The organism is Stenotrophomonas sp. YJH_SMC_48-3 (genome assembly GCF_059369375.1).
In genome coordinates this window covers 119,773-142,858 of the sequence record NZ_JCAFSQ010000006.1, presented here as the reverse complement: position 1 = coordinate 142,858, position 23,086 = coordinate 119,773, and the positions used below count along the sequence as shown (strand labels likewise).

Below are 23,086 nucleotides of genomic sequence, written 5' to 3'. Positions count from 1 at the left end.
GCAGCGGCTATGCTGCGCGCCATGACAGCTCCCGTTGCCCATGTCCTGGTGGTCGAGGACGAAGCCGCCATCGCCGAAACCGTGCTCTATGCGCTGCGCAGCGAAGGCTATGCCGCCAGCCACTGCCTGCTCGGCGGCGAGGCCCTGCAACGGCTGCAGGCCGGCGATATCGACGTGGTGGTGCTGGACGTGGGCCTGCCCGACCTGGGCGGTTTCGAGGTGTGCCGGCGGCTGCGCGCGCAGCCCGGGCCGGCGGCCCAGCTGCCGGTGATCTTCCTGACCGCCCGCAACGATGAAGTGGACCGCGTGCTGGGCCTGGAACTGGGCGCCGACGATTACATGACCAAGCCGTTCTCGCCGCGAGAACTGGTGGCGCGGGTGCGTGCGCGCCTGCGCCGCGCGGCACCGGTCAACGCAGGACCCAGCGCCGATGCGGGCTGGCAGGAACATGGCGCCTTTGCCATCGACCGCGAAGGCCGGCGTATCCGCTTCCGCGGCCAGGCACTGGACCTGACCCGCTACGAGTACGCGCTGCTGGAAGCGCTGCTGCAGCGCCCGGGCGCCATCCTCAGCCGTGCCCAGCTGATGGACCGTGGCTGGGACAGCAGTGCCGACAGCGCCGACCGCACCGTTGATACGCATGTAAAGACGCTGCGCGCCAAGCTGCGCGCGGCCGGTGCCAGCGAAGACCCCATCCGCACCCACCGTGGCCTTGGCTACGCGCTGGAGGTCTAGCCGATGCGCCTGGTATTGAAGCTGTTCCTCGGCTTCTTCCTGATAACCGGCATCGCCGCGTTCTTCGTGATGCGCGTGTTCGTCAACGAAGTGAAGCCCGGCGTGCGCCAGGCGATGGAATCGACCCTGGTCGATGCGGCCAACGTGCTGGCCGAGATGGCCGCCGCCGACGTCAAGGCCGGCACCATCGGCAGCGGCAGCTTCACCCGCAACCTCGCCAAGGCGCGGCAGCGTGACCTGAAAGCGATGGTCTGGCGCTTTCCCAAGCGCTCACTGGACTACCGGGTGACCATCACCGATGCCAAGGGCATCGTCATCTACGACTCGCTGGGCCGCGACCTGGGGCGCGACAACTCGCGCTGGAATGATGTCTATCGCACCCTGCGTGGCGAGTACGGTGCCCGCTCCAGCCCGGAAACGCCGGGCGAGGAAGGCAATACGGTGATGCATGTGGCGGCGCCGGTATACGACCCGGACGATGGGCGCACGCTGATCGGCGTGCTCAGCCTGGCCCAGCCCAACCGCAGCATCGATCCGTTCATCGCTGCAAGCCAACGCGCCATCATCGAGCGCGGCGCCTGGCTGATCGGATTGTCGGCGCTGGTCGGCGTGCTGGTGACGATGTGGCTCACCACGGGCCTTGGCCAGCTCAGCCGCTACGCGCGTGCGGTCAGCGCCGGCGAACCGGTGCCACCCCCGCGGCGGCGCCGCGACGAGATCGGCGACCTGGGCCAGGCACTGGAAACGATGCGCCGCAAGCTGGAGGGCAAGGCCTACGTCGAGCAGTACGTGCAGTCGCTGACGCATGAAATGAAGAGTCCGCTGGCGGCGATCCGCGGTGCCGCCGAGCTGCTGCAGGAGCCACTGCCGGAGGCCGACCGCGTGCATTTTGCACGCAGCATCGTCGATCAGCAGGAGCGGCTGACCGAGACGATCGACAAGCTGCTGGCGCTGGCCGAAGTGGAACAGCACGGCTGGCTGCAGACCCGCGATCCGATCGCGCTGCCAACCCTGCTGGCCGATGCGGCGGCGGCCGCGCAGGTGCGTGCGCAGGCGGCCGGCGTGCAGGTGCGCATCGGCAGCGTACCCGACATGCGCGTGCAGGGTGATGCCTATCTGCTGCGGCAGGCGTTGCACAACCTGATCGACAACGCCATTGCCTTCTCACCGCCCGGCGCGGACATCGCGCTGCTGGCCGAGGTGGACGGGCAGGGCGTACGCCTGCAGGTAGCGGATCGCGGTGCCGGCATTCCCGACTACGCGCGCGAACGGGTGTTCGAACGCTTCTATTCGCTGGCCCGCCCCGGCAGCGGCCGGCGCAGTTCCGGCCTGGGCCTGCCGTTCGTGCAGGAGGTCGCGCGCCTGCACGATGGTCGCGCCAGCCTCGACGCGCGCGACGGCGGTGGCACCGTCGCCAGCCTGTGGCTGCCGTTGTCAGTGCCGGGCCAGCGCCCCCGCCGCTGACTTCACATTCGCTTCAAATTCGCCACAAACCCCGCTCACCGTGGCGGTCCATCCTGCAGTCCTCTCCAACGAGGATGGACCATGAAATCCCTGAAGATGCTGCTGCGCTTCGCCATTGTCGGCGGCCTGATCCTGCTGCTGCTGGTTCCGCTGACGATGATCCGCAGTGTCATTAACGAACGCAGTGCGTACCGCGACGAGGCTTTCTCGCGGGTGGCCGACAGCCGCGCCGGCGCACAGCAGCTGGTGGGCCCGGTGCGGGTGGTGCCATGGGTGGAACGCAAGCAGGTTGAACTGGTCGACCCGCTGGGCGTCAAGAAGACCGAAGTGCAGGTCACCGAGGGGCACTGGCTGCAGATGCCGGCATCGCTGGAGGTGGGCGGCGAAATGCTGCCGAGCCAGCGTGAGGTGGGGCTGTTCAAGGTGCCGGTGTACAGCTGGAACGGCCAGATGAAGGCGACCTTCGCCGCAGACGATTACCCGGTGAAGGCGGGCCGCAGTTACGGCCAGCCGTATGTGGCGGTGGGGGTTTCCGATGTCCGTGGCCTGGTCGGCACGCCGAACCTGCGCGTGGATGGCAAGCAGCTGCGTTTGCTGCCGGGTGTTGGTGCGGCCGGCGAGATCGGGCGGGGCCTGCATGCACCGGTGGCCGGTTTCGATGCGGATCAGGGCGGCACGCTGGCCGCCAGCACCGTTGAACTGGAGCTGCGCCTGGATGGCAGTCGCATGCTGTCGGTGGTGCCGGTGGGCGATGACACCCACATCGCGCTGCGTTCGAGCTGGCCGCATCCGTCGTTCAGCGGAGCTTTCCTGCCCAACGAGCACCGCGTTGATGCGCAGGGATTCGATGCGCGCTGGGCGGTGTCCTCGCTGGCCTCCGACGCACAGCGGCAGCTGCGCAATGACGGTTCGGTGGACTCGCAGGCGGTGACGGTGTCGCTGGTCGATCCGGTCGATACCTACACCCAGGCCGACCGTGCCTCGAAGTACGGCGTGCTGTTCGTGCTGCTGACCTTCCTCGGCTTCATCCTGTTCGAGCTGATCAAGTCGCTGCGCATCCACCCGCTGCAGTACCTGATGGTCGGCCTGGCGCTGGCGATCTTCTTCCTGCTGCTGATCAGCCTGTCCGAGCACATCGCGTTCTGGAAGGCCTACCTGGTTTCGGCGGTGGCCTGCATCGGCCTGCAGGCGGTGTACCTGGCCAATGTGCTGGGCCACTGGAAGCGCGGCTTCGGCTTCGCGGCGCTGCTGACCGTGCTGTACGGCGCGCTGTATGGCCTGCTGGTGTCGGAGAACAATGCGCTGCTGATGGGTTCGCTGCTGCTGTTCGTGATCCTGGCGCTGGCGATGTGGGTGACCCGTCGGGTGGACTGGTACGCGCTCGGCGCGGACCTGAAGTAAGGAGCAGGCCATGAGTTGGCGCCAGGGATTGCGGCAACGGGCACGGCAGGGTATTCCGGCCCTGTTGGAAGTGGATGCACTGCTGCAGGCACATGGCGTGCTGGCGGCCCTGCCGGGGGCACGGATCGCCCCCGGCCTGGTCCGCTTCCAGCTGGCGGCGGCGACCTGCCAAGGACTGCGGGGCAAGGGCTTGGGCTGGTTGCAGGGTGCGCGGCAGGGACGTGGCGCAGTGGCCGGACGGGTGCCGCGCTACCGGCCATGGAAGGCCGGGGCGGAAGCGCTGGCCGAAATCGGCATCGACGGCCTGCCCGATGACTGGCCCGCGCATGCGGCGGTGTACGGCTGCTGCAGCGTCGACCGGCGGCACTGGTTGTTGTTGCTGCCGGAGCGGGCGCAGTTGTGGTTGGGGTGGAGGGGGTGATCGGGTTGTTCATCCACGCATGGCGTGGATCTACTGCTGTCCATGACCGATGGGACGGTATCGGCGCGCCCCTGCTGGCTAGACTCGATGGGTTGAAGATCGAGCCGAAGGGCAGGGGTGCGATGTGTTGAAGTGGGGCGTGCTGGCCGCAGCGCTGGTGATGGGTGGCAATGCAGGGGCGCAGCAGCGCGAGACGGTGGACCTGGACATGGTCAGCCGCATCCGCCAGGAGGCCTTCCACCGGTCGCAGGTGATGGACACCTTCAGTTACCTCACCGAACGCATTGGACCGCGGTTGACCAACTCGCCGGCGATGGGCCGCGCCAATGCGTGGACCCGCGGCAAGTTCAACGAATGGAAGCTGGACAACGTCCACGACGAGGCCTTCGTTGATTTCGGCCGTGGCTGGGAATTCACCTCGGCGAGCGTGGAAATGCTGGGTGACCGCGTGCAGCCGCTGCATGCGCTGCCCAAGGCCTGGACCCCCGGTACGAAGGGCCCTGTCGAAGGCGAGCTGGTGCAGGTCGACATCAAGAAGCCCGAAGACATAGAGAAGTACCGCGGCAAGCTGCGTGGCAAGATCCTCCTGCTGGGCGAGGCACGCGAATACAAGCGGGGCACCGAGCCCGATTCGCACCGCCACGACGCCACCTCGCTGGAGGGCCTGCAGGAGTTCACCCTGCCCAAGGACAAGGACGCCACCGCCGAGCGCGCCAAGCGGGTCAAGGAATACCAGGAACGCCAGCAGCTGGCGGCCAAGGTCAATGCCTTCTTCGTGGAAGAGGGCGCGCTGGCCTCGATCGGCATCAGCAGCTGGGACAACGGCATCATCCGCGTTGCCGGTGGTGGTTCGCGCAAGGCCGGTGAGTCGGTGGGCATTCCCGAGCTGGCGATGATCAGCGAGCACTTCAATCCGCTGGTACGCGCGCTGGAGGCCAAGCAGACCGTGCGCCTGCGCGTGGATGTGGCCGCACGCTTCACCGACGAGGCCGACCAGCCCGGCTACAACACGCTGGCCGAGATCCGTGGCAGCAGCAAGCCCGATGAAGTGGTGATGATCGGCGCGCACCTGGATTCCTGGCACAGCGGCACCGGTGCGGCCGACAACGCCGCCGGCGTGGCGGTGATGATGGAGGCGATGCGCATCCTCAAGGCCACCGGCGCCAAGCCCAGGCGCACCATCCGCGTGGCGCTGTGGAGCGGCGAGGAGCAGGGCCTGATCGGCTCGCAGGCCTATGTGGCCAAGCACTTCGGCAAGTTCCCGGAGCCGACCGACCCGGCGCAGAAGGCGCTGCCGGCGTCGCTGCGCGAGCCGACCGGCGCACTGCAGAAGACCCGCGACTACGGCAAGTTCCAGGTCTACTTCAACATGGACAACGGCTCGGGCCGCTTCCGTGGCATCTACGCTCAGGAAAACCTGGCGGCCATGCCCATCTTCGAAGCCTGGCTGGCGCCGTTCCATGACGTGGGCGCCACCACCGTGGCCACCCGCAACACTGGCAGCACCGACCACATCAGCTTCGACCGCATCGGCCTGCCGGGCTTCCAGTTCATCCAGGACCGGCTGGACTACTTCACCAATGTCCACCACAGCCACCTGGACACCTGGGACCACGCCGAACCGGAAGACCTGAAGCAGGCCGCTGCCATCGTCGCCTCGTTCGCCTACAACGCCGCGATGCGCGAGCAGCCGTTCCCGCGCAAGGTGGAACCGTAAAAGGGGACGGAGGGGATTAAGTCGCATCTCCCCTCTGTTTCCCGGTTGCAGTGCCCACGGGCTGGGCAATCACGACTTAATCCCCTCCGTCCCCTTTTTCCGTCGGGGGCGGCGGGCTGGTAAAATCGGGGGAGTCCCGTTCCTCGAGCCGTCCATGACCTGCCGCACCCGCTTCGCCCCCAGTCCCACCGGCTACCTCCACATCGGTGGTGCCCGCACCGCGCTGTACTGCTGGCTGGAGGCCCGCCATCGTGGCGGCGAGTTCGTGCTGCGCATCGAGGACACCGACCGTGAACGCAGCACCCAGGGTGCGATCGACGCCATCCTGGAGGCGATGGAGTGGCTGGGCCTGGACTATGACGAAGGCCCGATCTACCAGACCGACCGCGTTGCCCGTTACCAGGAAGTGGCCGAGCAGCTGATCGCCGAGGGCAAGGCGTACTACGCCTACGAGACCCGCGAAGAGCTGGACGCGATGCGCGAGGCTGCCATGGCCAGGCAGGAGAAGCCGCGCTACAACGGCGCTGCGCGCGATCTGGGCCTGCCCTACAGGGACGACCCGAACCGCGTCATCCGCTTCAAGAATCCGCTGGAAGGCACGGTGGTGTTCGACGACCTGATCAAGGGCCGCATCGAGATCGCCAACAGCGAGCTGGATGACATGGTGATCTTCCGCCCGGACGGCTACCCCACCTACAACTTCGCGGTGGTGGTGGACGACTGGGACATGGGCATCACCGAGGTCATCCGCGGCGACGACCACATCAACAACACCCCGCGCCAGATCAACCTGTACGAAGGCATTGGTGCGCCGGTGCCGAAGTTCGGCCACATGCCGATGATCCTGGACGAGCAGGGCGCCAAGTTGTCCAAGCGCACCGGCGCGGCCGACGTGATGCAGTACAAGGACGCCGGCTACCTGCCCGATGCGCTGCTGAGCTACCTGGCCCGCCTCGGCTGGTCGCACGGTGACCAGGAGCTGTTCAGCCGCCAGGAGCTGATCGAGCTGTTCGACGTGAAGGACTGCAACTCCAAGGCCTCGCGACTGGACATGGCCAAGCTGGGCTGGGTCAACCAGCACTTCCTGAAGACCGAGGATGTGGCCGCGATCGTGCCGCACCTGGTCTACCAGCTGCAGAAGCTGGGGCTGGACGTGGCTGCCGGACCGGCACCGGAGGACGTGGTGATCGCCCTGCGTGAACGCGTGCAGACCCTGAAGGAGATGGCCGAGAAAGCCGTGGTCTGGTACCAGCCGCTGACCGAGTACGATGACGCGGCGGTGGCCAAGCACTTCAAGGCCGGTGCCGAGGTGGCGCTGGGCAAGGCCCGCGAGCTGCTGGCAGCCCTGCCGGAATGGACCGCCGAGTCGGTGGGCGTGGCCCTGCACGACGTCGCCGCCGCGCTGGAGATCGGCATGGGCAAGGTCGCCCAGCCGTTGCGCGTGGCCATCACCGGTACCCAGGTCAGTCCTGACATTTCCCATACCGTGTACCTGGCTGGCCGCGAGCAGGCCTTGAAACGCATCGATGTGGCCATCACCAAGGTAGCAACGGCCTGAGGCATCCTTGCCAGGCCCAAACCGGAGAACGCGCATGTCCGCCAAGACCGCCACTGCTTGTACCGCCCCGCACCACCACGTCCACGACGCATCGGATTTCGTGGCGGTGGTCGAGCGTGTCTCGCGCGAACGCGGGCTGCGCCTTACCCCGATCCGCGCCAATGTACTGAAGCTGATCGCCGAGGCCGGCAAGCCGGTCAAGGCCTATGAGTTGCTGGAATGGGTGCGCAACGGCAAGGGTGTGGGTGCTGATGCCCCGCCCACCGTGTACCGCGCCCTCGACTTCCTGATGGCCAATGGTTTCGTGCACAAGCTGGAATCGGTGAATGCCTTCGTGGCCTGCCACCACCCCAGCAGCGCCGCGCATTCGGTGCCGTTCCTGATCTGCAACAGCTGCCACAGCGCGGTGGAACTGGAAGACCGGGAAATCGTCAGCCAGCTGGAAAAGCGCGCCAAGGAACTGGGCTTCCAGCCGCAGGCACAGACCCTTGAAGTGCACGGTCTCTGCGCGCGCTGCGCGGGGTAATGCAATGGTAGTGCCGGCCGCTGGCCGGCATCCTGAGTGGGGTCAGATTCCTTTGCCATTGGCAAAAGGGATCTGACCCCGTTTCATGACAAGGGCTAGTCCTTCGGTTTGCCTGCCGTATCCACCCGCACGATCACCGACATGCCGGGCCGCAGCCGCGCCGCCAGTGCCTGACCCGGATCGATCGAGATCCGCACCGGCAGCCGCTGCACCACCTTGGTGAAGTTGCCGCTGGCATTGTCCGGGCGCAACACGCTGAACTCCGACCCGGTGGCGGGCGCGATCTCTTCGACACGGCCCTTCAGCACCTGCCCCTGGAACGCGTCCACCGAGAACGTGGCCGGCTGGCCGATCGCCATCCCCCAGGTCTGGCCTTCCTTGTAGTTGGCCACCACCCACAGCGTGTCAGGTACCAGGAACAGCAGCTGCGAGCCGGCCGCGACGTACTGGCCCACGCGTACGCTGGCTTCACTGATCTGGCCGTCGCGCGGTGCGTGGATCACCGTATTGGCCAGATCGATGCGGGCCAGCTCCAGCTGCGCCTGCGCGCTTTCCACCTGGGCCTCCAGGCTTTTGCGCGCGACCTGGGTCGACACCAGCGTTTCCTCGGCGATGCGGATCTGCGCCTGCGACTGCTGCACGCTGGCCTGCGCCGAGGCCTGGCTGGTGCGGAACTTGTCGCGGTCATTGATCGACACGAGTTGCTGTGCGGCCAGTTCCTCGTAGCGCTTCAGCTCGTTGCGCGAGCGCTGCAGTTCGGCCTGGCCGGCCGAGAGCGTGGCGCGCGCCGAGGCGATCTGCGCACGGTTCTGCGCCTGCGACTGGTCGGAGTTGGCCAGCGCCGCACGCGCGCTGTCCAGCGTTGCCTGCGCCTGGGCGACACGCTGCGCATAGATGCGGTCATCGATGCGCAGCAGCGGCTCGCCTTCCTTCACGTGCTGGAAGTCCTTCACCAGCACCTCGGTCACATAGCCGTTCACCTGCGGCGCCATCACCGTGATCTGGCCGCGCACATAGGCGTTGTCGGTCACCATCACGCTGCTGGTGAACGGCCACAGGTGCCAGGCACGCAGGATCAGCGCAATGCCCAGCAGGGCGACAATCACCATCACCGCCACGCTGCGCGCGCTGGGCTTGAGGTACTTCGGCGCGACCGCGGGTTCTACCGGCGTGGACGCGGGCGCCGCGTCGGTGGGCGGCGGCGGGGTGACGTTGTCGGCGTCGTCGGGTCGGGGCGGCACGGGAGGCATGGGGGGACTCAACGGGATGCGGCCGGCGTGGCCGCGGTGGACTCGGGCGGGTGGCGCTTGCGCCATTGCTTCAGTACGGCGGTACGCAGCGACAGCAGCAGCAACCAGCACAGGAAACCGATCGCCAGCCAGCCGCTCAGGGTGAACACATCGTTGAAGCCACGCACGTTGGCTTCTCGGCGCGTGGTCTGTGCCAGCTGCGCGCTGCCCTGTGCGCTGCGCAGGACCGGGTCGGTGATCTGGGCGCTGTACAGCTGCTGCTGGAGACGCAGGCGTTGCGCTACCACCGGATCGGCCGGATCGAGCTGGCTGGTCAGCGCGCTGGAATACAGTTGCTCGCGATGCAGCTGGAAGGTGCCCAGCACCGCCGAGCCGGCCAGGCCGCCCAGCGTCTGCGTGATCGACAGCGTCACCAGGAAGGTGATCATGTGGTCCACGCCCTGTTTCAGCGCAGCAGAGATGCCAAGCATGATCAGGGGCCCCATGAACATGCCCGCACCGACCGAGGCCAGGAACTGGCTGGCGTAGAAGTCGTGCGGCCGATCCATGCTGGTGCGGTGCTGGTCGAAGAACGCGGCGGCGCCCAGCAGCAGGATCGCCATCAGCAGCTGGGCGATCAGCCGCTTCGGGCCGAAGGTAAGCGAGGCACCGGCGATTCCGGTGATCACCCCGGCCAGGATCACCACGAACAGCGGCCGCATCTGGTCCGGTCCCATGCCCAGCGTGCGCATCAGGTTGACCACGCCGTAGGACTGCTCGGTGGTCAGGAAGCGGATCAGGAAGGCGCCGACGATGAAATGCAGCACCGGCAGCGTCGACAGCCAGCGGATCTGCAGCAGTGGGTTACGCCGGTAGTGCTCGATGATCAAGGCGGTGGTGGACAGCACGATCGAAGTGATCAGCGCCCAGCCCAGCCACGCTGTATTGAGCCACCAGCGCGTGTAGCCCTGCGCCAGCACGATCACCAGCAGGGCGACGGCCGGGGCGAGCAGCGCGAACGTGAGGAAGTCCAGTGGCTCGAACGCCTTCACCTGGATGCCCGGCGGCAGCTTCAGCACTACCACTGCGGCGAAGGCGCACAGGGCCAGGCCGGCCTCGAACGAGTACAGTTGGTGCCACTGGCCGGTATCGACCAGGCCCGGGGAGACGATCCAGGCGATCGGCACCGCCAGCTGGGAAAGGCCGACGCCGACCACCAGCAGATTGCCGGTGAAGCGCCGCGGCAGCGCCTGCAGCATGTACAGCGTGCCCAAGGTCGAACAGGCCGCGCCGGCGAAGCCGCTGGCGGCTCGGGTCAGCATCGTGGTCTCGAAGCTGCCGACGAACAGGTGCAGGACCGCCAACGCCGCGTACAGGCCCAGCCCGATTTCGGCGAACAGGCGGATGCCGTATTGCTGGCGGAACTTGAAGGCCAACAGGTTGGCGGTGACATTCACCATCGCATAGGCCGCTACCAGCCAGCTGCCCTGGGTCGGGGTCAGCGCCAGCTGGCCCTGCAGGAACGGCAGGTTGGCGGTAACCAGCGCATTGCCGAGGCCGCCGGTGATCGCCACCAGCAACGATACCAGCGCATAGGCCGCGCGCCGGTACGGCGGGTGCCAGGGCATCGACGCCGAGCCGGGCATGGTCGGCTTCTCATGCTCCTCCCAATCCGGAACCGGCTTCAGATACGGCTGGACCATCAACGGGCCTCGCTGGCAGCTCCCTGGAGACCCCCACGCAGCAGCTGCAGGGCGCGCCCGGCCAACTGGGCGCGCTCGTCGCGGGTCTTGCCGCGCAGGGCCGCACCCAGCATGCCCGAGATCAGTGAAATATCCGTCTTTTCCAGGTCGGCACGGCACAGCCCGGCCGCCTTGGCGCGCGCGATCGGTTCCTCCAGCAGGTCGCGCACGGTCTCGCGCGCGGCGCGCATGGACGGCACGTCCGAATCGACCGCACGCCAGTAATCGGCCAGTGCCGGCGAATCGATGATGCGCTGGGCCATGCCCTCGAACACCTCGAACAGGGCGTCGTCGCGGTCGCCGAGCTGTTCGACCTGGCGCCGGATGCGGTCGACCGTACGCTGCAGCAGCGCCTGGATCAGCGCGGTGCGGTCGGGGAAGTTGCGGTACAGGGTGGCGCGGCCCACCTGGGCGCGTTCAACCACCAGGTCCAGCGGGGCGGTGACACCGTGTTGGCCGAACACATGATCGGCGGCGTCGAGGATGAGGGCGCGGCGGGCAGCGGCATCGGCACGTTGGGCGGTCATGGGTATATTTTCGGACATTAATGTCCGGTTGGCGAGACATTGAGTGACGGGATTGTCCGCTTGTTGTCGTACGCACATCTTTGTGACGGATACGTGATGGTGAGAATCTGAACGAAAGCGGGGCCCGAAGGCCCCCCGCTGGAGTTGCTGTAGATCCACGCCATGCGTGGATGAAAAGGCTTGGCGCCGGAACGGATGCGGCTAGCCGGTGGCTGATCCGCTCATCTGGCCTTCTTCCTGCTCTTGATGAAATCAATGAACCCCTTCTCATGGCCCTCAAAGGCACGTCTGCCGTACTTGCGGTGCTGCGGTTCGAACAGCGCGTAGGCTGCATCAAGGTTTCCCGATTCGAACTCAATCGTTGCAAGGAGCTCGTCCATGTACTCGCTTGAGGCTTCTCCTTGTCCATAAATGTCTCTGGCGACCATCGCCCACGCTCTGGCCTTCTCAAACTGGGCGGTATCGCGATAGAAAACTGCTATTCCATACGATGAACTCTGGGCGTGGTCATAGGATGACTTGGGCTCTGGAATCATGTCCCAGTTTTCAAGGAAGCAATGCTCTGCCTCCGCAATATCGCCGGCCAGCCAAGCGGTTCTGCCGCGCTTGGCAATTGCAAGGAAGCGTTCTTCCAGTTCGGCATCGAGACTCAGGGCCATGCAAATGTTTCCGCTCAGTTTGTCTATTGGATTGACACCGGGCTGAGTCTAGTCGTGTAGCAAATGGTGACGCGTCGGTAGTGCGCCGCGTTCACCAGTTCATGCCATATACGACAAAAAAAGGGGGCCTTTCGGCCCCCTCAGGTGATGTTCCGACGGCGCAGGCCGATCAGAAGAACGCGCGGATGCCGAATGCGACGCCACGGCCCGGCAGCGGCGAGTAGTCGCGCAGCAGCGAGGTGTGCGGACGGACTTCGCGGTTGGTCAGGTTGCTGCCATCCAGGAACACCTCGTAGCTGTTGCTGGCGTTGCGGTCCCAGCGGTAGGCCAGGTGGGCGTCGACCAGGGTGTAGCCATCGCTCGGCTCCTCGTTCTGCGCCACGTCCTTCTGGCGGCTGTAGCGCACCGCACCGACCGAGGCGCGCCAGCCGTCCTTCGACCAGCGCAGGTCGGCGCCGACGCGGGCCGGGGCAATACGCGGCAGGTAGCCGGTGTTGGCCAGTTCCACGTTGTAATTGTGGTTGTGGTCGCCGTGCGGCACGGCGATGTCGAGGTTGCGGCTGCCGCTGCCATCCAGCTTGGCTTTCACGTAGTCACCGAACAGGCGCAGATCCCAGTCACCGGCGCCACTCTCGAACAGGTGCACCAGCGCTTCGGCCTCGGCACCGCGGAACACCGCGTCCTGCTGGGTCCAGGCGCGGACCGGCAGGCCTTCGGTAACACCGGTGTCGGCCAGGTAGATGAAGTCCTTGAACCTGGTCTGGTAGACCGACGCGGAGAAGTCCAAGCGCTCACTGTGAGTGTGGATACCCAGTTCCACGCGCTGGCCGCGCTCGGTCTTCAGGTTGGCGTCGCCGATCTCCAGCGAACGGGTGGCGATGTGGGCGCCGGCGGCATACAGCTCCTCGTTGGTGGGTGCACGCTCGGAGCTGTCCACGCCGATACGCAGGTCAACGGCGTCGTTGAGCTTCCAGATGCCGGCGGCAGACAGGTTGGTGGCGCCGAACGTGCGGCGCCGGTAATCACCGGTCGGGTCCAGCTTGACCTGGTCGTGGCGGCCGCCCAGTTCCAGCTTGAACGGTCCGAACTGCTTTTCCTGCAGCACGAACAGGCCGATGTTCTTCGTGCCTGTATCCGGAACGAACGCCTCTTCGCCCTTGGCACCGAAATCACTGTTGCCGAACTGCAGGCCGAAGGCACCGTCCCAGCCACCGATCTGCTGCTGCACCGCTTCCAGGCGCGCTTCGATGCCACGGTTGGTGAAGCGGGTCGACGGCGTGCCGGCCTCCAGCTCCACGTGCTCGTAGTCGGTATAGGCCACGCGTGCGTTGATGTTCTTCAGGAACGAGACCGGGTCATAGATGCCGGCCTTGGTCTCGAAGCGGTTCTGCACCATGTCGATGCGCACGTCATGCTCGTCGCCGCCTTCCTCTTCGTCGCCATGGTCGTGGCCGTGGTCATGGCCGTGATCGTCGCCATCGGCGTGCACGTGTGCGCCGTTGGGAATGCCGTAGTTGGTGCGGTAGGTGCTGGCCGACACGCCGAAGTAGCCGCCTTCGCCCAGCCAGGTCGCACCGACGCCACCGGCACGGGTGCGGATCGAGCTGTTGTCGAGGCGGCCGCGACGCGGCTCTTCGCCTTCCTCGCCCGCGTGGTCATGGTCGTGGTCGTCATGGTGGTCTTCCAGGCTGTCGATCACCGCGTAGCCAGGGATACGGTAGTCGTCGCCATTGCGCACCAGGCCGTCCACATGAAGCACGACATTGCCGCTGACGCCATCGAGGCGGAACATGCCGCTGCGCTCATTGTTCACCGAATTGCCGCGCAGTTCGGCGCGGCCGCTAAGCGGCCGCTCCGGCAGCTCCCGTGCGATGCGGCCATCGACCACGTTGACCGCACCACCGATGGCACCGCTGCCGAACAACAGCGTGGCGGGGCCCTTCAGCACTTCGATCTGGTCGGCCAGGAACGGCTCGATGCTGGTGGCATGGTCGGCACTGACGGTGGATGCATCCATGTTGCCCATGCCGTTGGACAGCACGGCCACGCGCGGGCCTTCCTGGCCACGGATGATCGGGCGGCCGACGCCGGGGCCGAAGAAGGTGCTCTGCACGCCGGGCAGCTTGGCCACGGTATCGCCGAGGGTGCCGGCCTTCTGCTCGTCCAGGCGCTCACCGGCCAGAACCTCCACCGGGCGGGCCAGCGATTCGGCATCGCCCTGCAGTGGCGACGCGGTGACCTGCACCGACGACAGTTCAGTCAGGTGGCGGTCACGATGGGAATCGTCTTCGCTGGCGGCGAAGGCAACGGTCGGAAGCAGGGCGGCGAGGGCCAGGGCCAGGTAATGCGGCTTGAGCCGTGGGGTGTGGGCAGGCATGGATCGGTCCTTTGTTACAATGTATCAATCGCAGGGCGCACGAATCCCGCCGATGGGAGAGGGGGAGGGGAAACCGTGCGGTTCGGGAAGGGATGTTATATTATTCCATAACGATTCGCCGACCCTGCTGGAAGTCATGTCCCTGTCCTCACGCCTGCGCCATCTGCTCGACCGTTTCGGCGCTACCGGTTCGATGCTGTGCGCGGTGCACTGCGCGGTGATTCCCGTACTGCTGGCGGCGGCGCCTTCGCTGGGCCTGTCGTTCTGGCTGGGCGATGGCGTGGAGCAGGCGCTGGTGGTGTTCGTGACCCTGCTCGGGCTGTTCAGCCTGGTATGGGGCTACCGCCGCCACGGCGCGCTGCGCGCGCTGGGCTTCCTGATTCCCGGCTTGGTCGCGTTGTGGGCCGGTGTGCTGTACGACCCGCTGCACCACAACGCCGTGCCGCATGCGGTGGTGATGACCATCGGCGGCCTGCTGGTGGGGGTGGCCCACCTGGTCAATCTTCGCCTCAACCACGGCCACGTGCACGACGCCAGCTGCGCGCACTAGGCGCTCCGTGATAGGATTTTCGATCGTGCGCGGGGGCGCCCAGCAAGGCGGCCCCGCCGAACCCGTGTCAGTACGGGGTAACCAGATTTCACACTTGAGGAGTTGAAGACATGGGTAAGGGTGACCGCAAGACCGCCAAGGGCAAGCGCTACAACGCCAGCTACGGCAACGCCCGTTCGCACACCGCGAGCAAGGTCGCCGTAGGCGCCGCCGCCCCGGTTGCCAAGAAGACCGTGGCCAAGGCTCCGGCGAAGAAGGCTGTGGCGAAGAAGGCCGTCGCCAAGGCCTGATCCGGCCGACCGACCGGTCCAAAGAAAAACGCGGCGCCTGGCGCCGCGTTTTTTTATGCACGTTCTTGTAGAGCCGAGCCCATGCCCGGCGCAATGCAGCCGAGCGTGGGCTCGGCTCTACAATCGGATCAGCGCAGGGTCTTCTTCAGCGTTTCCGGATTTCCGTCGTTCGGCGCGGCCGGCACCTGCAGCAGGTGCGCCAGCAGCGGGTAGACGTCGACATTGTCGAAGCCATCGATCACCAAACCCTGTCGGAATGACGGGCCGCTGGCCACGAACACGGCACGCATGGAGGGCAGGGCATTGTCGTAGCCATGCGAGCCGCGATCCTGATGGTCGCGTTTGGCGATTTTCTCCTGATGCAGGGCATCCCAGCCTTCATCCATGGCACAGACGATGGCTGGAACCCGCGGATGCGTGCCATAGTGCCAGCGTGCCGGCAGGTTCTCCTTCTTCCAGCATTCGTAGTGCGCGTGGCGTCCGAGCAGGGCGCGTTCGGCTTCCGCTTCGCGGCCGGCGACCGGCGCAAAACCCACCGACTGGCCCTGGCTGATATTGCGTGCAATGGCCGGGTCGGCCATCGACTCGGTGGAGATCACCTGGCCGACCGGCACGCTGGCCATGCCATGGTCAGAGACCACGATCACGTTGGTGGTCGCGGCCAGGCCGCGCTGCTGCAGCCCATCCAGCACTTGGCCGACGATCTGGTCGGCGCGCACGATGGCGTCGGCATACTGCTTCGACTCGGGGCCGTAGTTGTGGCCGGCCTTGTCCACGTGTTCCATGTACAGCGTGGTGAGGCGCGGTGCATCAGCATCGGTCTGCGCCAGCCAGTCGAGCACGATGCCGGCCCGCTGTTCCAGCGGTTGCTTGCCGTCGTACACGCGCCACTTGCTGGGGCGCACGCCGCGGATTTCAGACTCACTGCCCGGCCACGCCGTGGTGGCCGAACGTACGCCAGCGTTCTCGGCACTGACCCAGATCGGTTCGCCACCCCACCAGCCGCTGGTGGTGACCGCGTCGCGGTTGCTCAGTTCGAAACGGCCCAGGGTTGCATCGTCCATGCTGTTGTTGACGATGCCGTGGTGGTCCGGACGCAGGCCGGTGACGATGGTGTAGTGGTTGGGGAAGGTCAGCGACGGATAGGACGGCGTCATCCAGCGTGCACGCACGCCGCCGTCGATCAGTCGCTGCAGGTTCGGGGTCAGGCCGCGGTCGAGCGCGTCGGCACGCAAGCCATCGATGGAGATCAGCAGCAGCTTGGGCGGCGCAGCCGCAGCGACGGGTGTGGGAACGGAGGCGGAAGGGGCGGGCGCGGTGGTGCAGGCGGCCAATGGCAGCAGCAGCGCCAGCGCGCAGGTCAGGCGTACGGAAGTCATCCGCGCATGATAGTGCGAGGTAATGACGCGCCCAAGACACGGCGCACTATTGCGCGCCGTGTCCGCGCATTTTTCCTTATCCCCGCGCCTGTCGGCGCGCCCCCTTCAACAAGAAGGGGGCTTTTCTCCAGATATATTCCTGATGCTTCCATTCACGCACGGCGTGGATCTACCGTGTCGACCAAGGTCGACACCTACCAACAGTTGCGCAGAATGACGTTCGGACAGATCGCCGGAACCTGTCGAAGGCGGGGTGGGTCCGGTTGCGGGGGCGTGAGCGCCATGGATGGCGCGACCGAGCTTACAGGGACGGGTTGACGGCGTCCCTCGCAACCGGACCCACCGCGCCATGCCTCGGAACGCTGCTGTTGCTTCGGCCGTTGCGGTTGCCTCTGCGGGTGCCGGGCGCAGCCCGGCCAGCCCTCTCAGGCGAACAGCGGGGCCTGGCGTTGTTCCAGCCGAAGCAGCGCCGCCTTGGTTTCCAGGCCGCCGCCGAAACCGGTCAGTGCGCCGTTGCTGCCGATCACGCGGTGGCAGGGCAGGATGATCGGCAGCGGGTTGCGCCCGTTGGCTGCACCGACCGCACGGGTCGCGCTGGGTTGGCCCAGGTGCTGCGCCAGCTGCAGGTAGCTCCAGGTCTGGCCGAACGGAATCAACGCCAGCGCCTGCCACACACGCAGCTGGAACGGCGTGCCGCGTGGTGCCAGCACAAGGTCGAAGCTGCTGCGTTCGCCGTGCAGGAACTGCAGCAGTTGCTCGCGCGCTTCCGGCAGCGCATCCGGTGCGTAGTGCCAGTCATCGCGCCCGCGTGCCGGATGGCGGTTCTCGGGGAAAAGCACATGTGACAGGCCACGTTCGTCACCGGCGATGGTCAACACGCCGATCGGGCTGTCGAAACGGTCGAACAACAGGGTCATGTCGGTTCTCCAACGAACGTGCCGGACAGGTGCCAAAGGTGCAGCACCGCGTAGGCGCGCCACGGCCGCCACGGTTGCGAGCGCGCTTCGGTTGCACGTTCGCTCAGGCGCTGGCCCTGCGCGTGGCCGAGCACCTGCTGCAGTACAAGATCGCCGGCCGGGAACGCATCGGGCTGGCCGAGCCCGCGCAGGGCGATGTACTGCGCCGTCCACGGGCCGATGCCGGGCAGCGCGACGCAGCGCGCAACGAATTCCTCCAATGCCTGCCCGGGCGCGAAGTCGAGCTGGCCGCTGGCGCAGGCGGCCGCCAGCGCACGCACGGTGGCGGCGCGGCTGCGCGGCAGGCCGATCGATTCCAGGGGCGCTTCGGCCAGCACCTCGGGCGCCGGGAACTGGCGATCGAATTCCGATGGCATGCCCGGCAGGTGCGCGCCATAGGCGTCGACCAGGCGCCGCGCGAAGGTGGTGGCTGCGGCCACACTGACCTGCTGTCCGAGCACGGCGCGTACGCCCACCTCGAAGCCATCCCAGCCGCCGGGTACGCGCAGCCCGGGGCGTTCGGCGATACCGCGCGCCAGCAAGGGTTCTTCGCTCAGCGCGGCGTGCACCTGCTGCAGGTCCGCGTCCAGATCGAATACGCGGCGCACGCGGCGCACGATGTCCGGAATCAGACGCGGATCGACCGCGCCCAGCTGCAGGCGCAACTCCGGGCGCTTCGGGTCGGCGGTGACCCGCAGCAGGGTGGGGCGTTCGGGCGTGCCCAGCACACGCTGGTAGCTGTCTTCGCCGATCAGTTCGATGCCAGGCAGGCTGCGTTTGCGCAGGAAGGCCAGCATGCGCGGGAAGTCCAGCGGCGGGCGATACACCAGGCGCAGCACCAGGCCGCCGTCATCGGCGGCCAGCGGCTGGTGCTGGCGACGCAGCGCCGTCGGTGCCATGCCGCAACCCTGCAGGAAGGCGGTGTTGAAGCGGCGCAGGCTGTTGTAGCCGGCGGCCAGCGCAACGTCGGTCACCGGCAGCGTGGTCTCGGTCAGCAGTTGCTTGGCCAGCAGCAGGCGATGGGTGGCGTGGATCTGCGCCGGCGTCGCGCCCAGGTGTTCAACGAACAGGCGCTGCAGCTGGCGCGCGCTCAGGCCGATCTTCTGCGCGAGGTCCGCGACGGGCTGCTCCTGAAGGAAGCCGCCATGGATCAGGGCGAGTGCGCGCTGCACGGTCTGCCCGGCCAATGCCTGCTGGGCCTGCGGTGCCAGTTCAGGACGGCAGCGCAGGCATGGGCGGTAGCCGGCAGCTGCGGCCGCAGCGGCGGTGGGGTAGTAGGTGATGTTGCGCGGCTTCGGCGGCGGTGCCGGGCACACCGGGCGGCAGTAGATGCCGGTACTGCGCACGGCGGTGAAGAACACGCCGTCGAAGCGCGCGTCGCGGGCCAGGCGGGCACGGTCGCAGGCGGCGGTGTCGAGGGCGAGGGCGGTATCCATGGCGCCAGTCTAGGCGTGTGCGGCTGGAGATACTCGCCACATTCGGACATGGATGCTGAAGAGGGTTGGGCAGGGCTGCGCCCCGCACCCGCAGAGGCAACAGCAACAGCAGGCTTCCTGCGGGAGGGCGGGGTGGGGCCGGTGGCAGGGGGCGCTGCAAGTACGTCCCGGTAGCTCGGTCGCGCCATCCATGGCGCTCACGCCCCTGCCACCGGACTACCCCGCCTTCGACAGTTTCCCGCGGCCTGCCGGAACGGCATCCCGCTCTGGGTGTCGACCTTGGTCGACACGGTAGATCCACGCCATGCGTGGATGGAGTGGTGCAAGACGCTGTAATGAAAAGGTTGGAGCCAGAGGGTCAGAAGGGGTTCAGTGCCACGCGCTGAACGGGTGCCCCGGACGGGTAGACTGTGGCTCCTGCTCACGTGAAGACTGGTTGCCCGATGTCCGCCAAACGCCGCTGGTTGCCCCTGTTGTGCCTGGCCCTGGCGGGCTGCAGCCAGCTGGAAAATCCGGGCAATGTGACTGCTGCCGACAAGGCGGCGCGGGCACCGGCCAGCGATGGCGAGAACATGGTGTCGATCAATGCGGCCGATGCACCGCCACCGCCAGCGCCGCCGCGCAGCCAGGCGGATCGGCCGTGGCCGCAGGCGCAGCTTGAGAATGGCCGTGCCTGGGTCAGCTGCAGCACGGAATATGCTGGCGATGCCGGCGACGGTGTCGAGCTGGAAGGCCTGCAGCGCGAGCAGATCACTCAGGCGCTGGCGCCGTGCGCCGAGCGCGGCCTGATGCGCGTGCGTTACGCCGGCAAGATCAATCCGGGCTTCGCCGAGATGATGTGGCGGTTGGCGGTGGTCGCCGACCAGCAGAAGATCCACAAGCGCATCCTCGATCTGGATTCCAGCGGCGGCCAGGTGGAATCGGCGATCGTTGCCGGTGACAGCATCGGTGAATCCGGCTGGACCATCTGGGTGCGCGAAGGCTCGATCTGCCACAGCGCCTGCGTGTTCGTGCTGGCCGCCGGTGACAACCGCCTGCTGTCGGGCAAGGTCGGCATCCACCGCATGATGCGGATCAGCTCCAAGGCCACCTCGCGCGCGGAACTCAACCGCGAGCTGCACGAGGTCTACGACAACGTGAAGGACTATCTGCAGCGCAATGGCGTGGCGGTGGGCGTGGCCGATCTGATGATGACCGTGCCCAACCGCAGCCTGCGCCTGCTGACTCCGGACGAGCTGCGCCAGTACGGCCTGGATGGGACCAATGCGGTGCAGGATGATCTGGAACGGATCAAGCAGATGCGTGCCTGCGGCGATGATTTCGTGCAGCGCAAGGACGCGTTCCTGGTCGCCTTCGACCAGCAATGCAAGCGCGAAGGCGCCGACATGGAGTCGATCAACAGCTGCGGCCAGGCGTTGAAACAGCGCTTCGGCTTTCCCGACGCGGTGTGCCCGGACGAAAGCCCGCTGTCGGAGATCGATGTGGCGACGCTGCCCCCGGCACCGCCGGAACCGCCGATGGCCGAGCAGGCAGCCGACGATGCAGGCAAGTCTGCGGCGCAGGCCGATGCGGCGGCGGTGGAAGGCAACGCCCACGCGCGCTGACGAACCGCTCACCGCGCTGGCGTAGACTGCGGTCCTTTCCTCGAGAACCGGCGGTGTCCATGAAGCGCGCGCTCCTGCTGCTGTCCCTGCTGCCCCTGACTGCGTTGGCGCAGGCACCTGCGCCGGCCACGCCGGCACCGGCACCCGCGCGCCCGGCCCCGGCATCGCCGGCGGCTGCGAAACCGGCCACCGCCGGCGCTCCGGCATTGACCGCCGCGCAGCAGGCCCAGGTGCAGAAGCAGGATGCCGAAATGGGCGCGGCTGCGTTGAAGGCGGCGCAGCTGGTCGATGCCAACCGCGCCGGCGAACTGTGGGATGGCGCTTCGGCCGTCGCCCGTCGTGCGGTGCCGAAGGCCGCCTTCGTCAGCCAGCTGACCACCGAGCGTGCGCGCCTGGGTGCGTTGGCCGGGCGTGGCCAGCCCACCATCACCCGGGTCAAGTACAGCGCCGGTGCTGCGGTGCCGGAAGGGCTGTACATCAACGTCAGCTTCCCGACCCGTTTCGCCAACAGCGCGCAGCCGGTGCGCGAGCTGGTCTCGTTCCGTTTCGACGAAGACCAGGTGTGGCGCCTGGCCGGTTACAGCCTGCGTGCGTCGGCACCCTGAGGAGATGAGCGATGGCAACTGAACTGGCAATGCTGGCCTGGTCGATCGTGCTCGGCTTCGTGTACATCTTCGCCACCTCCACCGTGGTCACCCGCGAGCGCGGGATGAAGTGGAATGCCTCGGCACGCGATGGCGATGCAAAGCCGCTCAGCCCGCTGGCCGGCCGCCTGCAGCGGGCCCAGGCCAACTTCCTGGAAACCTTCCCGTTCTTCGCCGCCGCCGCAATTGCAGTAGTCGTGTCCGGTCGCGGCAACGGCACCACGGCGCTGGCTGCGCAGGCCTACTTCTGGGCGCGTGTGGTCTATCTGCCCCTGTACGCGGCCGGCGTGCCCTACCTGCGCAGCCTGGTGTGGCTGGTGTCGCTGCTGTCGATCCTGGCGCTGGTGTTCGCGTTGTTGTGACCCGCGCCTGATCCAGATCAAGGCCGGTCAGGCGCGCGGCGCTATGCTGGCCCGGACTGAATCAACGGCAGGAGGCGCGCATGCGCAGGATGGACGTGGTGGTGGTCGGCGCCGGACCGGCGGGCCTGTGCTTCGCTCGGGCGCTGGCCGGCAGTGGCCTGCAGGTCGGGCTGGTCGAAGTTCAACCGCGCCAGGCGCTGGCCGAGGCCGCCTTCGATGGCCGCGAGATCGCGTTGACCCATGCCTCGCGGCAGAGCATGGAGCAGCTGGGGCTGTGGCAGCGCCTGCCGCCGGCCGAGGTCGCTGAACTGCGCGATGCCAAGGTGATGAACGGCGGTTCGCCGTTCGCGCTGACCTTCGCCAGCAGCCAGGTCGACGGCCAGCCGCTGGGCTGGCTGGTGCCCAACCATCTGATCCGCCGCGCTGCATGGGATGCCGTGCAGGACCAGGATGGTCTGGACCTGTTCGACGGGCGCAAGGTGCAGCGCGTCCAGGCCGATGCGCAGGGCCACGTGGTCAGACTCGATGACGGCAGCCAACTGCACGCCCGCCTGCTGGTCGCGGCTGACAGCCGCTTCTCCGCCACCCGCCGCATGCTTGGCATCGGTGCGCAGATGCGCGACTTCGGCAAGTCGATGCTGGTGTGCCGCATGCAGGTCGAGCGCGACCATCACCACACGGCCTGGGAATGGTTCGGTTACGGCCGCACCATGGCGCTGCTGCCGCTCAACGAGGGCCAGGCATCGGCGGTGATCACGCTGCCGCCGCGGCAGATCGAAGAACTGCTGGCGATGGATGAGGTGGCCTTCGGCGATGCCATCAGTGCGTGCTTTGAACATCGCCTGGGCCGCATGCAGCCGGTGGCGACGCCGCAGGCGTACCCGCTGGTGGGTGTGTACGCGCACCGTTTCGTCGGCGAGCGTTCTGCGCTGATCGGCGATGCCGCAGTCGGCATGCATCCGGTCACCGCGCATGGCTTCAACCTGGGCCTGGCCAGCGCACAGCGGCTGGCGCAGGGCATCGTCGCGCAGCAGCGTCGCGGTGCCGACATTGCTGCCGCCGGCATGCTGACCAGCTACCAGCGGGGCCATCGGCTGGCGTCGCGGCCGCTGTACGAAGCCACCAATGCGATCGCCAGCCTGTACACCGACGACCGTCGCCCGGCGCGCCTGCTGCGTGCGGCTGGCCTGCGCCTGGCGCAGGGCGTGGCACCGTTCAGGCAGCTGATCGCCTCGCACCTGACCCAGCGCGTGGCCTGAACGGCTTCAGATCAGCCGGCAGCCAGCACCCGGATCTGGCTGCCGGAAAATTCGACCACCTGGCCCGCGCGGATCTTGCAGGCCTTGCGCAGCTCGATTTCGCCATCGACCCGCACCTGGCCTTCACTGATGACCATCTTGGCCTCGCCGCCGCTGGTGACCAGGTCGGCCAGCTTGAGCAGCTGCTTGAGTTCGACGTAGTCACCGTCGAGGTCGAATTCGAGAATCTGCATGGAGCGGGTTCCTGGGA

General features: G+C 67.1%; 22 protein-coding genes. 13 read left to right on the top strand and 9 right to left on the bottom strand.

Translation table 11 applies throughout. The features are described 5' to 3' along the window. Window positions 1-9 precede the first annotated feature (9 nt). From creB to AC5P65_RS11610, 7 genes are all read left to right on the top strand, one after another. Window positions 10-735 (top strand): two-component system response regulator CreB, encoded by a 726-nt coding sequence (gene creB, locus AC5P65_RS11640; protein ID WP_019659175.1) that lies wholly within the window; start codon window positions 10-12, stop codon window positions 733-735. 3 nt (window positions 736-738) lie between these two features. After that, window positions 739-2,199 carry a two-component system sensor histidine kinase CreC gene (creC, locus tag AC5P65_RS11635; RefSeq protein WP_111098986.1) on the top strand — a complete coding sequence of 487 codons (1,461 nt, stop codon included), beginning with the start codon at window positions 739-741 and terminating at the stop codon, window positions 2,197-2,199. Window positions 2,200-2,280: 81 nt separating this feature from the next. Continuing rightward, window positions 2,281-3,600, top strand: a complete 1,320-nt coding sequence (creD, locus tag AC5P65_RS11630; protein WP_111098985.1) for a cell envelope integrity protein CreD — start codon at window positions 2,281-2,283, stop codon at window positions 3,598-3,600. Window positions 3,601-3,610: 10 nt separating this feature from the next. Next, window positions 3,611-4,021 carry a hypothetical protein gene (locus tag AC5P65_RS11625; protein WP_019659172.1) on the top strand — a complete coding sequence of 137 codons (411 nt, stop codon included), beginning with the start codon at window positions 3,611-3,613 and terminating at the stop codon, window positions 4,019-4,021. 124 nt (window positions 4,022-4,145) lie between these two features. Next, entirely contained in the window at window positions 4,146-5,738 is a 1,593-nt protein-coding gene (locus AC5P65_RS11620; RefSeq protein ID WP_111098984.1) for a M28 family metallopeptidase, read from the top strand. 154 nt (window positions 5,739-5,892) lie between these two features. Beyond that, complete coding sequence (gltX, locus tag AC5P65_RS11615; RefSeq protein ID WP_111098983.1) at window positions 5,893-7,296, top strand: glutamate--tRNA ligase; 1,404 nt, start codon at window positions 5,893-5,895, stop codon at window positions 7,294-7,296. Between the two features lie 34 nt (window positions 7,297-7,330). Then, a complete protein-coding gene (locus tag AC5P65_RS11610) occupies window positions 7,331-7,822 on the top strand; it encodes a Fur family transcriptional regulator (protein ID WP_021202513.1) in 492 nt (163 codons plus the stop codon). 95 nt (window positions 7,823-7,917) lie between these two features. On the opposite strand, the gene AC5P65_RS11605 is transcribed toward AC5P65_RS11610, so the two are convergent. From AC5P65_RS11605 to AC5P65_RS11585, 5 genes are all read right to left on the bottom strand, one after another. Continuing rightward, entirely contained in the window at window positions 7,918-9,072 is a 1,155-nt protein-coding gene (locus tag AC5P65_RS11605; protein WP_021202514.1) for an HlyD family secretion protein, read from the bottom strand. A gap of 8 nt (window positions 9,073-9,080) precedes the next feature. Continuing rightward, a complete protein-coding gene (locus AC5P65_RS11600; protein WP_111098982.1) occupies window positions 9,081-10,754 on the bottom strand; it encodes an MFS transporter in 1,674 nt (557 codons plus the stop codon). Continuing rightward, window positions 10,754-11,320: a TetR/AcrR family transcriptional regulator gene (locus tag AC5P65_RS11595; RefSeq protein WP_019659167.1), complete on the bottom strand. Its 567-nt coding sequence runs from the start codon at window positions 11,318-11,320 to the stop codon at window positions 10,754-10,756. Before AC5P65_RS11595 ends, AC5P65_RS11600 begins: the two co-directional genes overlap by 1 nt. Before the next feature lie 221 nt (window positions 11,321-11,541). After that, entirely contained in the window at window positions 11,542-11,979 is a 438-nt protein-coding gene (locus AC5P65_RS11590) for a hypothetical protein (protein ID WP_111098981.1), read from the bottom strand. Window positions 11,980-12,148: 169 nt separating this feature from the next. After that, window positions 12,149-14,356, bottom strand: coding sequence for a TonB-dependent receptor (locus tag AC5P65_RS11585; RefSeq protein ID WP_111098980.1), 2,208 nt, complete (start codon window positions 14,354-14,356; stop codon window positions 12,149-12,151). A gap of 136 nt (window positions 14,357-14,492) precedes the next feature. Here AC5P65_RS11585 and AC5P65_RS11580 point away from each other — a divergent pair, with 136 nt between their 5' ends. Further along, entirely contained in the window at window positions 14,493-14,906 is a 414-nt protein-coding gene (locus AC5P65_RS11580; protein ID WP_021202517.1) for a MerC domain-containing protein, read from the top strand. Between the two features lie 110 nt (window positions 14,907-15,016). Continuing rightward, entirely contained in the window at window positions 15,017-15,196 is a 180-nt protein-coding gene (locus tag AC5P65_RS11575) for a 30S ribosomal protein THX (protein WP_004150462.1), read from the top strand. A 128-nt stretch (window positions 15,197-15,324) separates the two neighbouring features. Here AC5P65_RS11575 and AC5P65_RS11570 read toward each other — a convergent pair whose 3' ends face one another. The 3 genes from AC5P65_RS11570 to AC5P65_RS11560 all read right to left on the bottom strand — a co-directional run bounded on the left by AC5P65_RS11570 (window position 15,325) and on the right by AC5P65_RS11560 (window position 18,967). After that, window positions 15,325-16,575 carry an alkaline phosphatase family protein gene (locus tag AC5P65_RS11570; protein ID WP_111098979.1) on the bottom strand — a complete coding sequence of 417 codons (1,251 nt, stop codon included), beginning with the start codon at window positions 16,573-16,575 and terminating at the stop codon, window positions 15,325-15,327. Window positions 16,576-17,000: 425 nt separating this feature from the next. Beyond that, window positions 17,001-17,492, bottom strand: a complete 492-nt coding sequence (locus AC5P65_RS11565; protein ID WP_021202265.1) for a methylated-DNA--[protein]-cysteine S-methyltransferase — start codon at window positions 17,490-17,492, stop codon at window positions 17,001-17,003. After that, the gene (locus tag AC5P65_RS11560) at window positions 17,489-18,967 is read right to left on the bottom strand and encodes a DNA-3-methyladenine glycosylase 2 (protein WP_019659161.1); all 1,479 of its coding nucleotides are present in this window, start codon (window positions 18,965-18,967) and stop codon (window positions 17,489-17,491) included. Before AC5P65_RS11560 ends, AC5P65_RS11565 begins: the two co-directional genes overlap by 4 nt. 443 nt (window positions 18,968-19,410) lie before the next feature. Between AC5P65_RS11560 and AC5P65_RS11555 the strand changes: the two genes are divergently transcribed. The 4 genes from AC5P65_RS11555 to ubiM all read left to right on the top strand — a co-directional run bounded on the left by AC5P65_RS11555 (window position 19,411) and on the right by ubiM (window position 22,836). Then, window positions 19,411-20,571: a COG3904 family protein gene (locus AC5P65_RS11555; RefSeq protein ID WP_111098978.1), complete on the top strand. Its 1,161-nt coding sequence runs from the start codon at window positions 19,411-19,413 to the stop codon at window positions 20,569-20,571. Window positions 20,572-20,630: 59 nt separating this feature from the next. Then, a complete protein-coding gene (locus tag AC5P65_RS11550) occupies window positions 20,631-21,176 on the top strand; it encodes a DUF4019 domain-containing protein (protein WP_019659159.1) in 546 nt (181 codons plus the stop codon). A gap of 11 nt (window positions 21,177-21,187) precedes the next feature. Beyond that, the gene (locus AC5P65_RS11545) at window positions 21,188-21,577 is read left to right on the top strand and encodes an MAPEG family protein (RefSeq protein ID WP_021203642.1); all 390 of its coding nucleotides are present in this window, start codon (window positions 21,188-21,190) and stop codon (window positions 21,575-21,577) included. A gap of 80 nt (window positions 21,578-21,657) precedes the next feature. Continuing rightward, a complete protein-coding gene (ubiM, locus tag AC5P65_RS11540; RefSeq protein WP_021203643.1) occupies window positions 21,658-22,836 on the top strand; it encodes a 5-demethoxyubiquinol-8 5-hydroxylase UbiM in 1,179 nt (392 codons plus the stop codon). An 11-nt stretch (window positions 22,837-22,847) separates the two neighbouring features. Here the strand turns inward: ubiM and AC5P65_RS11535 are convergent, their stop codons facing one another. Next, complete coding sequence (locus AC5P65_RS11535) at window positions 22,848-23,069, bottom strand: RNA-binding S4 domain-containing protein (RefSeq protein ID WP_019659156.1); 222 nt, start codon at window positions 23,067-23,069, stop codon at window positions 22,848-22,850. Between the last annotated feature and the right edge of the window lie 17 nt (window positions 23,070-23,086).

What these genes read in the sequence shown, in the direction of transcription:
- creB (WP_019659175.1), top strand. Translation starts at nt 10, where the DNA reads ATGCTGCGCGCCATGACAGCTCCCGTTGCCCATGTCCTGGTGGTCGAG.
- creC (WP_111098986.1), top strand. Translation starts at nt 739, where the DNA reads ATGCGCCTGGTATTGAAGCTGTTCCTCGGCTTCTTCCTGATAACCGGC.
- creD (WP_111098985.1), top strand. Translation starts at nt 2,281, where the DNA reads ATGAAATCCCTGAAGATGCTGCTGCGCTTCGCCATTGTCGGCGGCCTG.
- AC5P65_RS11625 (WP_019659172.1), top strand. Translation starts at nt 3,611, where the DNA reads ATGAGTTGGCGCCAGGGATTGCGGCAACGGGCACGGCAGGGTATTCCG.
- gltX (WP_111098983.1), top strand. Translation starts at nt 5,893, where the DNA reads ATGACCTGCCGCACCCGCTTCGCCCCCAGTCCCACCGGCTACCTCCAC.
- AC5P65_RS11610 (WP_021202513.1), top strand. Translation starts at nt 7,331, where the DNA reads ATGTCCGCCAAGACCGCCACTGCTTGTACCGCCCCGCACCACCACGTC.
- AC5P65_RS11605 (WP_021202514.1), bottom strand. Translation starts at nt 9,072, where the DNA reads ATGCCTCCCGTGCCGCCCCGACCCGACGACGCCGACAACGTCACCCCG.
- AC5P65_RS11600 (WP_111098982.1), bottom strand. Translation starts at nt 10,754, where the DNA reads ATGGTCCAGCCGTATCTGAAGCCGGTTCCGGATTGGGAGGAGCATGAG.
- AC5P65_RS11595 (WP_019659167.1), bottom strand. Translation starts at nt 11,320, where the DNA reads ATGACCGCCCAACGTGCCGATGCCGCTGCCCGCCGCGCCCTCATCCTC.
- AC5P65_RS11590 (WP_111098981.1), bottom strand. Translation starts at nt 11,979, where the DNA reads ATGGCCCTGAGTCTCGATGCCGAACTGGAAGAACGCTTCCTTGCAATT.
- AC5P65_RS11585 (WP_111098980.1), bottom strand. Translation starts at nt 14,356, where the DNA reads ATGCCTGCCCACACCCCACGGCTCAAGCCGCATTACCTGGCCCTGGCC.
- AC5P65_RS11580 (WP_021202517.1), top strand. Translation starts at nt 14,493, where the DNA reads ATGTCCCTGTCCTCACGCCTGCGCCATCTGCTCGACCGTTTCGGCGCT.
- AC5P65_RS11575 (WP_004150462.1), top strand. Translation starts at nt 15,017, where the DNA reads ATGGGTAAGGGTGACCGCAAGACCGCCAAGGGCAAGCGCTACAACGCC.
- AC5P65_RS11570 (WP_111098979.1), bottom strand. Translation starts at nt 16,575, where the DNA reads ATGACTTCCGTACGCCTGACCTGCGCGCTGGCGCTGCTGCTGCCATTG.
- AC5P65_RS11565 (WP_021202265.1), bottom strand. Translation starts at nt 17,492, where the DNA reads ATGACCCTGTTGTTCGACCGTTTCGACAGCCCGATCGGCGTGTTGACC.
- AC5P65_RS11560 (WP_019659161.1), bottom strand. Translation starts at nt 18,967, where the DNA reads ATGGATACCGCCCTCGCCCTCGACACCGCCGCCTGCGACCGTGCCCGC.
- AC5P65_RS11555 (WP_111098978.1), top strand. Translation starts at nt 19,411, where the DNA reads ATGTCCGCCAAACGCCGCTGGTTGCCCCTGTTGTGCCTGGCCCTGGCG.
- AC5P65_RS11550 (WP_019659159.1), top strand. Translation starts at nt 20,631, where the DNA reads ATGAAGCGCGCGCTCCTGCTGCTGTCCCTGCTGCCCCTGACTGCGTTG.
- AC5P65_RS11545 (WP_021203642.1), top strand. Translation starts at nt 21,188, where the DNA reads ATGGCAACTGAACTGGCAATGCTGGCCTGGTCGATCGTGCTCGGCTTC.
- ubiM (WP_021203643.1), top strand. Translation starts at nt 21,658, where the DNA reads ATGCGCAGGATGGACGTGGTGGTGGTCGGCGCCGGACCGGCGGGCCTG.
- AC5P65_RS11535 (WP_019659156.1), bottom strand. Translation starts at nt 23,069, where the DNA reads ATGCAGATTCTCGAATTCGACCTCGACGGTGACTACGTCGAACTCAAG.